A 9,202-nucleotide genomic window follows, 5' to 3' on the forward strand; every position below is an offset into this window, starting at 1 on the left:
GGTCCGGGGTGGTCCGGGACCTCGTTCGGCCCAGTGATCCTTCCCGCCGGCCGCGCCCCCTTGCCCCGGCTGCGCGGCCGCGGGCTCACGGGCCCGCAGCCCGGGGGCCACCGGACGCGGTGGGAGCGGGCTCGCGGGGGCCCGGACCGGGGGACCGGGGCGGCCGGGCGGTGACCGTTGTCACCCCTGTTCCTGGATGATGCGGGCCATCGCCTCCTCCACGCTCTCGGACACCGGCACGGTGATGCTGACGCCCGTGAGGTCGAGAATCCGGCGCACGGGGGGAGCGGGCGCGATGATATGGACGCTGCCCGGCAGATCGCGGGCCTCCTGGTAGGCGCGCAGGATGATGCTCATGCCCGAGGAGTCCATGAACGGCACCTTCGACAGATCCAGCAGGAAGTGCCGTCGGCCATGGTGCAGCTGGTTGGCCAGATGGTGCTGGAGCTCCGTCGCGGTGTCGACGTCCAGGTAGCCCTCGGCGGTGAGCACGGCGACGTCCTGGGCGGGCAGGCTGACCTCGACGGACAGGGGGGTGTGGGCAACGGACACGGCTTCCTCCAAGACATCGGTGCTACGACGGCCCTGCGCGGTTACCCCTGATCGCGCTCGGCATGCACCCTGTCACCCGCGAGGCCTCCCGTGCCGAAGACGTACCGAATGTGATCGTGCGAATCGGGTAACTGCTGGTGTGGGACAGGGAGCCGATCTCACTGTGTGGGGGCGGGACCGTTCGACCGAGGCATGGAAGGCTGTTTGAGGTGGAGGAGTGGTGAGCCGGCCCGGCGCGACTCGGGCCACGGTCCAGGTGACGACCGCGGCGGCGGCACGCGCCCACGCGCGGTCGGTGGTACGGGAGCAGTGGGAGGCGGCGTACGGCACGGCCCGCGAGCAGGATCTGATCGACCTGCTCCTCGTCGTGTCCGAACTCGTCACCAACGCGATCCGGCACGGCGAGGGACTCGCGGGGTTCGAGGTCGCCCCGGCCCACGACGGTCTGCGGATCTCCGTCCGGGACAACAGCGATCTGGTGCCGGAGACGGCGTACGGATCCGGGGCCCTGCCGGTGGTGCACGAGGGCAACGGGTACGGCTGGCCGCTGATCATCCGGCTGGCCCGGGAGATCTCGATCGAGCGGCGCCCGGCGGGCGGCAAGACGATCAGCATGCTGGTCCCGCTGCGTCCCGACGACCGGAGTTCCGCGCCGGAGGCCGGGCAGCCGGCCTGAGACGCCCGGGTCTCCCGGGCAGGGGCCTCACGGGCCGGGACGACGTGTCACCACGGGAGGAAGACGTGAATGTCCTTCCCGTTCTCGTTCGTGGCGACGCTGATCTGCTCGCACAGCGCGTGGAGCAGGTGCCAGCCGACCCCGCCGCCCCCGCCGTCGGGATGGAAGGGACGTGGCGCCGGCGGAACCGGGCTCGTGTCGTGCATGACCACATGGATGCCGTCGAAGGTCCTGCGCATCCTGAGTTCGAAGGGGCCCGGCGCGTACTGGATCGCGTTCGCGGCCAGTTCCGTCACCACCAGCAGTATGTCGTCCCAGTGCTCCGGCGTCGCCGGAGGCGTCACCTCCGAGAGGTCGTCGAGATAACGCTCCGCGTCGAGGCGTGCGTCCGTGACATCGTTCAGCTCGCCGGGGAAGCGAGTTACCCTCTCCGGGATCTCCCCTGGACTGAGTGTCATGTTCCAGCGCGGCTCGGTCGGCATCTCACCTTTCCCACCCCGTGTCTACACCCCTGTCGTCGTGAGCACGTACGTTCCGGGAGTGTCCACGTTCCCAACTCGCAGAAGGCTACGCATCCCTTGGCGCACCATCGCTGTATCCGGCACGGAACGTCACGGACGATCACGCGGACACGCGCTCACCGGAACACGTCGTCCGACTCGTCCCAGGCCGACAACTCGTCCGGCACGCTCTGCCGCGAAGGCTGCGTACGGGCCTGGTACATCGCGTCGATCTCGAAGGCGTAGTGGCGCACGATCTCGTCCCGGCGCAGCTTCATCGACGGCGTCATCAGCCCGCTCGCCATGTCGAACTGCGAGGGGAGCACCCGGAAGACCCGGATCGACTCCGAGCGCGAGACCGCGCTGTTGGCGGCGGCCACGGCGCGCCCGATCTCCTCCCGCAGCGCGTTCTCCTCGCGCGCCTCCCGGCTCGGGGTGTCGCTCTGCAGGGCCAGCGAACCGCGCCAGTACGCCAGGAACTGCGGGTCCAGCGTGATCAGCGCGCCCACGCAGGGGCGGTCGTCGCCCACGACGACCGCCTGGTGGACCAGGGGATGCATCCTCAGCCGCTGCTCCAGCGCGGCCGGGGCGACGCTCTTGCCCCCGCTGGTGACGATGATGTCCTTCTTGCGGCCGGTGATCGTCAGATAGCCCTCGGCGTCCAGCCGCCCCAGGTCCCCGGTGGCCAGCCAGCCGCCGCGCAGCGCCGCGCGCGTCGCCGGCTCGTCGTTGACGTAGCCCTGGAAGACCGACGGCCCGCGCACCAGGATCTCCCCGTCGTCGGCCACCATGAGGTCCGTGCCCGGCAGGGCCTGGCCCACCGTGCCCGACATCTCACGGCCCAGCGGCTGGGCCGTGACACCGCCCCCGGTCTCGGTGAGCCCGTAGCCGTCGTTGACGTAGATCCCGATTCCCTCGAAGAACAGGGACAGTTCGCGGCTGAGGGTCGAGCCGCCGGACGAGGCGCGGCACACCCGGCCGCCGAGCGCGGCGCGCAGCTTGCGGTACACCGTCCGCTCGAACAGGGCGTGCTGCAGCCGCAGGTCGAAGCCGGGGCCCGAGCCGCCACCGAGCCGGTGGCGTTCGAGGGCCGCGGCGTAGTCCCGCGCCGTGTCCGCCGCCCGCTCGAACAGCGCGCCCCGGCCGGTCTCCTGGGCGGTGCGCAGGAAGTTCTTGTAGATCCGCTCGAAGAGCGAGGGCACGGCGCAGATGTAGGTGGGCCGGAAGGTCTTCAGCGCGGCCGCCAGCGCCTCCTCGCTCAGGTCGGGTTCATGACCCATCAACATGCCGCCGCGGATGCACAGACCCTGGACGAGAAGGCCGTAGACGTGCGAGAACGGCAGGAAGGCGAGGACCGTCCCCTGCTGCTCGCCCGGCGGGATCACCGTGTGGCCCCAGCCCGCGAGCAGGGTGTCGCACGGGCTCGCCAGGTTGCGGTGGCTGAGCGCGCAGCCGAGGGGATGGCCGGTGGTGCCCGAGGTGTAGGTGACCGCGGCGGTCGAGTCCGGCAGCACGATGCGGCGCATGGAGTCGACCGTGGTGAACGGGACGAACGCGCCGCGCTCCACCAGGTCCTCCAGCGCCCCCGCGTCCAGCTGCCAGACGTGGCGCAGCTGCGGCAGCCCTCCGCACACGGAGCCGACCGTCATCACGGCCTGTTCGTCCTCCACCACCACGGCCACGCAGCCGGAGTCCTTGAGGATCCACTCCACCTGGTCGCGCGAGGACGTCGGGTAGATCGGGACGATCTCGGCCCCCACCGCCCACAGCGCGTAGGAGAGCACCGTCCACTCGTAACGGGTGCGCGCCATGATCGCCACGCGGTGACCCGGTGAGATGCCGGAGGCGATCAGGCCCTTCGCCAGCTCGACGACCTGGTCGCGCACCTCCACGGCGGTCACCTCCTCCCACGTGGTGGAGGAAGGGTCGGTACGGCGTGCGAGCAGCGGAAGCGTGGGGTCCTGGGCCGCCGTCTCGAAGACGCTGTCGGCCAGCCCGCCGGTCAGGGACGAGACGGTCGGGGGAGCGAGGGCGAAGTCGCGCATGCGCTGCTCCTGGGCTGTACGGAGGGTGACCACGTCGACGATTTCCGTTGTCGACGGTGCTCGAATCTAGCCCAGCTGAGTGCGGATGGTGACCAGAACCTGTGAAGTTGCACACCCGTGATGATCTCGGGATGTACGGGGAATGTGAACTGTCGTCAACAAAGGGCCCGCTGGGCTTCTCGCGTCACGTCCGGGTGTGCCGCGCGCACGCCGTGACCACGTCGCGCAGGCTCCCGGTCCGCTCCAGCAGCCCGCGCTGGATCTGTGCGCCCGTGCCGCCGTCGAGCAGCCGGGCGCAGCCCACCCGGGCCCGGTCCAGATCGTCACTGTCGGCGAGCGCCTGCCCGGCGTGCTCCAGCAGCGCGTCGACCACCGTGGCGGCGGGCAGCCGGCGCATGGTCGCCGGATGCAGCAGCTCCTCCGCCAGCCCGGACCGCGCCGCCCGCCAGGCGGCCATCCGGAGCAGGCTCACGCTGTGGTCCACCGGCTCCCGCCCGGCCCGCCACTGCCGGGCCGCGGTCTCCACGAGCGCCCGCGCGAGCGTGGCGATCAGCACGGCGGAGGAGGCGTGCAGGCACACGTCGGCCACCCGGATCTCCACCGTGGGATACCGCTGCGACAGCCGGGCGTCGAGGTAGACCATGCCCTCGTCGAGGATCACCCCGCTCGCGACCATGTCCGCCACCCGCCGGTGGTACCGCTCGGCCGAACCGAACACCTCGGTCGGGCCGGCCGACGGCCAGCGCTGCCACACCCGGCTGCGGTAGCTGTGGTAACCGGTGTCCTGGCCCTGCCAGTAAGGCGAGTTGGCGCTGAGCGCGGCCAGGACCGACAACCAGGGCCGGATGCGGTCCAGGACCGCGACGCCCTCCTCGTCGGAGTCGACGGCCACATGGACGTGGCAGCCGCACACCAGCGGTTCCTGGGCCGCGAGGCCGAACTGCCGTGCCATCCACCGGTAGCGGTCGCCCTTTGCCACCGACGGGCTCACCGGCAGCGGCGAACTGGCCAGGGCCGCCACGGTGCATCCGATCTCCCCGGCGTGCCGGGCCGCCTCCTTGCGGCAGCGGACGATCTCCGCGCCCAACTCCGCCATGTCGCCCTGGGGGTGCGTGGCGAACTCCAGCATCTGGCCGTACAGCTCCTTCTCGAACACCTCCTGGCCCGGGTCGTCCCGCGCCGCGCGGGCCAGCACCGCACCCGACAGCGCCTTCGGCTCACCGCTGCCCGGGTCCACCAGGAGGAGCTCCTCCTCCACGCCGACGGTCCGCACCGAGGCCGCCTTCCTGTGACATCACACACCGTTACGACGTCACCGGGTACCCCGCCGGCCGTCACCGCAACGGGGTGAGCCAGACCGTGGCGAGCGGCGGCAGGGTGAGCGTCATCCGCTCCTCCTCCACCTTGATGTCGTCCGGGTTGGCGACGTCGCCGCCGCCGTAGCAGGCGGCGTCCGTGTTGAGGACCTCCCGCCAGGCCGGGAAGGCGTCGGGCGCCCAGAGGCGGTAGCCGTGGCGGACGACGGGGGAGAGGTTGGAGACCGACAGCAGCGGGGCGCCGTCGGCGTCGTAGCGGAGGAACGCGAAGACGTTGTCCTCGGCGGCGTCCCCCAGCACCCACTGGAAGCCGCCCGGGTCGGTGTCCCGCTGCCACAGCGCCGGCGTGCCGCGGTAGACCGAGTTGAGATCGCGGACCAGGTCCCGCACCCCTCGGTGGTCGGCCTCGGCGCCGTAGGCCGGGTCGAGCAGCCACCAGTCCGGTCCGTGCTCCTGGGACCATTCCGATCCCTGCGCGAACTCCTGGCCCATGAAGAGGAGCTGCTTGCCGGGATGGGCCCACATGAAGCCCAGGTACGCGCGGTGGGTGGCGCGCCGCTGCCACCAGTCGCCGGGCATCTTCGACACCAGTGCCTGCTTGCCGTGCACCACTTCGTCGTGCGAGATGGGCAGGACGTAGTTCTCGCTGTACGCGTACACCATCGAGAACGTCATCTCGTTGTGGTGGTACTTGCGGTGCACCGGCTCGTGCTCGATGTAGCCGAGCGAGTCGTGCATCCAGCCCATGTTCCACTTCAGCCCGAAACCCAGGCCGCCGCTGTCGGTGGGGCGCGTCACGCCACCCCACGCCGTCGACTCCTCGGCGATGGTCACCACACCGGGTGCCCGCCGGTACACCGTGGCGTTCATCTCCTGCAGGAACTTCACGGCGTCCAGGTCCTCGCGCCCGCCGTGCACGTTCGGCACCCACTGGCCCGAGTCGCGCGAGTAGTCGAGGTAGAGCATGGAGGCGACGGCGTCCACCCGCAGGCCGTCGATGTGGAACTCCTCGCACCAGTAGACGGCGTTCGCGACCAGGAAGTTGCGCACCTCGACGCGCCCGAAGTCGAACTCGTAGGTGCCCCAGTCGGGGTGCTCGGCCCGCCGCGAGTCCCCGGGCTCGTACAGCGGGTCGCCGTCGAACCGGGCCAGCGCCCAGTCGTCCTTGGGGAAGTGGGCGGGCACCCAGTCCATGATCACGCCGATGCCGGCCCGGTGCAGGGAGTCGATCAGGTGCCGGAGGTCGTCCGGGGAGCCGAGCCGCGAGGTCGGCGCGTAGTAGGAGGTGACCTGGTACCCCCAGGACGGGCCGAAGGGATGCTCGGCGAGCGGCATCAGCTCGACATGGGTGAAACCGAGCTCCCGTACGTACTCCGGCAGCTGCTCAGCAAGTTGACGATACGTCAGCCCCGGTCGCCAGGACGGCAGATGGACCTCGTAGACCGAGAACGGCGCCTCGTGCACCGGGGTGTCCCCGCGATGCGCCATCCACGCGGCGTCGCTCCACTCGTAGTCGGAGGCGGTCACGACGGACGCCGTCGCGGGCGGCACCTCCGTGCGGCGGGCCATCGGGTCGGCCTTGAGGAAGCGGCCGCCGTAGCGCGAGGTGATCTCGAACTTGTAGCGCGCGCCCTCGCCGATACCGGGCACGAACAGCTCCCACACCCCGCACGCGCCCAGCGACCGCATCGGCAGCGCCGTCCCGTCCCAGCAGGTGAAGTCCCCGGCGACGCGCACACCCTGGGCGTTCGGCGCCCATACGGTGAACCGGGTGCCGGTGACGCCGCCGTGGGTCATCGGGTGTGCGCCGAGCGCCTTCCACAACTCCTCGTGGCGGCCCTCGCGGACCAGGTGGAGGTCCAGTTCGCCGAGCGCGGGCAGGAAGCGGTACGGGTCCGCCGTCACGTGCTCGCCGTCCGCGTACCGCACGGCCAGGGTGTACTCGGGGATCGCGGCGAGCGGCAGCACACCGGAGAACAGGCCGTCGCCCTCCGAGGTCAGCTCCTGCCGCTCGCCGTCGACGACGACGGACACCGAGCGCGCGTACGGGCGCAGGGCCCGGACCGCGACGCCGCCCGGCACCGGGTGGGCGCCCAGCAGGGCGTGCGGATCGTGATGGCGGCCGGAGAGCAGGCGTTCGCGGTCGCCCGGGTCCAGCGCGGGAGCGGTCCCGCATCCGGTGCTCGGCGGACCGGACGGCTCGGGAAGTGACGTGTCACGCAGGGCCACGGGGTTCAGCCTCCTCTCACGGCGAGTCGCTCGATCGCCGCCATCGGTACGGGGAGCCAGTCCGGTCGGTTCCGGGCTTCGTACAGGACCTCGTACACGGCTCGGTCGGTCTCGTAGGCACGCAGCAGCGCGTGCTTCTTGCGCGGGTCCCAGCCTGCCCGGTCGGCATAGCCCGCGCAGTACGCCTCACGGCAGCGGCGCGCCCACTCCGGGCGCCAGGGGCGGCGCTGGCGCGCGGCGTAGTCGAAGGAGCGCAGCATGCCCGCGATGTCCCGCAACGGGGACTGGGCGCTGCGCCGTTCGGCGAGCGGGCGGGACGGCTCACCCTCGAAGTCGATGACGAACCAGTCCCGGCCGGCCCGCAGCATCTGCCCCAGGTGCAGGTCGCCGTGGATGCGCTGGGCGGATGGTCCGGGATCGCACGTGACCAGCGCGCCGAAGGCCGAGCGCAGACCCGCCACATAGGGCTGCAGCGCGGGCACGCAGTGCGCCGCCGAGACCAGCCGCTCGGTCATCGCCGCCGCCGTCCGCCCGTTCTCGTCGTGGGTCCCGGCGGGGAACGCGGCGGCCAGCGCCACGTGCACGTCCGCCGTGGCCCGGCCCAACGCGCGGGCCTGCGCGGTGAAGTCGTCTCCGGAGGCCAGCGCGTGCAGCGCCAGCGCCCAGCCGTCGGAGGCGCCGGGCAGGAACGGCTGCAGCACGCCGAGGGTCGCCTCCTGCGGGTGCGTGGTGCGGAACCACGCCACGGGGGCCGGCACCCGGCCGCAGCCCTGCGCGGCCAGCGCCTCCGGCACCTCCAGGTCGGGGTTGACGCCGGGCTGGATGCGCCGGAAGACCTTCAGGATGAACGCGTCGCCGTACACGAGCGAGGAGTTGGACTGCTCGGCCTCCAGCACCCGCGGCACCAGACCGGCGGGCACCCGCGCGGACGGGTGGGCCTCGAAGCGCAGGGGGCCGGCCGTGCCGGGCTGCCGCAGCCGCTCCAGGAGCAGTTGCGCGGAACGGGGGTCCTGCAGGGCGTCGTACACCAGCAGTCCGGCGAGCGGGCCCACTTCGGCGCGGCCGATCAGGGCGCGTCCGAGCCTCGGCGAGGGGTTCTTGCGTACGCCGAGCAGCAGCTGGTAGCAGTCTCCGACGGGCGCGGCGCCGCTCGGTACGGGCACCCCGGACTGACCGGCGTGCACCAGCAGATGCAGACAGCCCGGGAACAGCTCGGTGTAGGACAGCAGACCGAGGTCCGTGACGGGCCGGTCCTTGCCGGCGAACCAGCGCTGGCGCGGCAGCCATGCGCGCAGCAGCCCGGCGAGCGAGGCCATGGGGCCCGTGACGACACTGCGTCTGGGACTGAGCGATGCGGTCTTCGTCGTCATGGCGACGCGTCCTTTCCCCGGCTCACGCGCAGGACCGGCGGCCGATGCGGGATGCGGCTCGGGTGAGCCGGAACCAGTAGAAGCCGTGCCCGGCGAGGGTCAGCAGGTACGGCAGCTCACCGATGGCGGGAAAGCGCACCCCGCCGATGAGCTCCACGGGATGGCGTCCGTCGTAGGCCCGCAGGTCCAGTTCGGTGGGCTGGGCGAAGCGGGAGAAGTTGTTCACGCAGAGCACCAGATCGTCCTCGTACTCCCGGAGATAGGCCAGGACCGCCGGGTTGGAGGAGGGGAGCTCGGTGTAGGTGCCGAGGCCGAAGGCCGGGTTCTGCTTGCGGATCTCGATCATCCGGCGGGTCCAGTGCAGCAGCGAGGAGGGCGAGGACATCGAGGCCTCGACGTTGGTGACCTGGTAGCCGTGGACGGGGTCCATGATGGTCGGCAGGAAGAGCCGGCCCGGGTCGCAGGAGGAGAAGCCGGCGTTGCGGTCCGGGGTCCACTGCATGGGGGTGCGCAC

General features: G+C 71.6%; 8 protein-coding genes. 1 reads left to right on the plus strand and 7 read right to left on the minus strand.

What is annotated here, in order from left to right; genetic code table 11:
* Window positions 1-180: 180 nt before the first annotated feature.
* The gene (locus ACIRPX_RS02760) at window positions 181-552 is read right to left on the minus strand and encodes an STAS domain-containing protein (RefSeq protein WP_404187469.1); all 372 of its coding nucleotides are present in this window, start codon (window positions 550-552) and stop codon (window positions 181-183) included.
* Between the two features lie 220 nt (window positions 553-772).
* Between ACIRPX_RS02760 and ACIRPX_RS02765 the strand changes: the two genes are divergently transcribed.
* Complete coding sequence (locus ACIRPX_RS02765; protein WP_404187470.1) at window positions 773-1,228, plus strand: ATP-binding protein; 456 nt, start codon at window positions 773-775, stop codon at window positions 1,226-1,228.
* Between the two features lie 47 nt (window positions 1,229-1,275).
* On the opposite strand, the gene ACIRPX_RS02770 is transcribed toward ACIRPX_RS02765, so the two are convergent.
* From ACIRPX_RS02770 to ACIRPX_RS02795, 6 genes are all read right to left on the minus strand, one after another.
* The gene (locus ACIRPX_RS02770; protein ID WP_404187471.1) at window positions 1,276-1,710 is read right to left on the minus strand and encodes an ATP-binding protein; all 435 of its coding nucleotides are present in this window, start codon (window positions 1,708-1,710) and stop codon (window positions 1,276-1,278) included.
* A gap of 155 nt (window positions 1,711-1,865) precedes the next feature.
* The gene (locus tag ACIRPX_RS02775) at window positions 1,866-3,773 is read right to left on the minus strand and encodes an AMP-dependent synthetase/ligase (protein ID WP_404187472.1); all 1,908 of its coding nucleotides are present in this window, start codon (window positions 3,771-3,773) and stop codon (window positions 1,866-1,868) included.
* Window positions 3,774-3,957: 184 nt separating this feature from the next.
* Window positions 3,958-5,046, minus strand: a complete 1,089-nt coding sequence (locus tag ACIRPX_RS02780) for a glutamate--cysteine ligase (RefSeq protein WP_404187473.1) — start codon at window positions 5,044-5,046, stop codon at window positions 3,958-3,960.
* A gap of 61 nt (window positions 5,047-5,107) precedes the next feature.
* Complete coding sequence (gene glgB / locus ACIRPX_RS02785; RefSeq protein WP_404187474.1) at window positions 5,108-7,318, minus strand: 1,4-alpha-glucan branching protein GlgB; 2,211 nt, start codon at window positions 7,316-7,318, stop codon at window positions 5,108-5,110.
* Between the two features lie 5 nt (window positions 7,319-7,323).
* Entirely contained in the window at window positions 7,324-8,688 is a 1,365-nt protein-coding gene (locus ACIRPX_RS02790; protein WP_404187475.1) for a maltokinase, read from the minus strand.
* Window positions 8,689-8,710: 22 nt separating this feature from the next.
* Window positions 8,711-9,202: alpha-glucosidase C-terminal domain-containing protein (locus ACIRPX_RS02795; RefSeq protein WP_404187476.1), on the minus strand; the 492-nt coding region annotated here is incomplete at its 5' end.

The sequence above is a fragment of the Streptomyces sp. NPDC101225 genome (assembly GCF_044767585.1).
Lineage (GTDB): Bacteria > Actinomycetota > Actinomycetes > Streptomycetales > Streptomycetaceae > Streptomyces.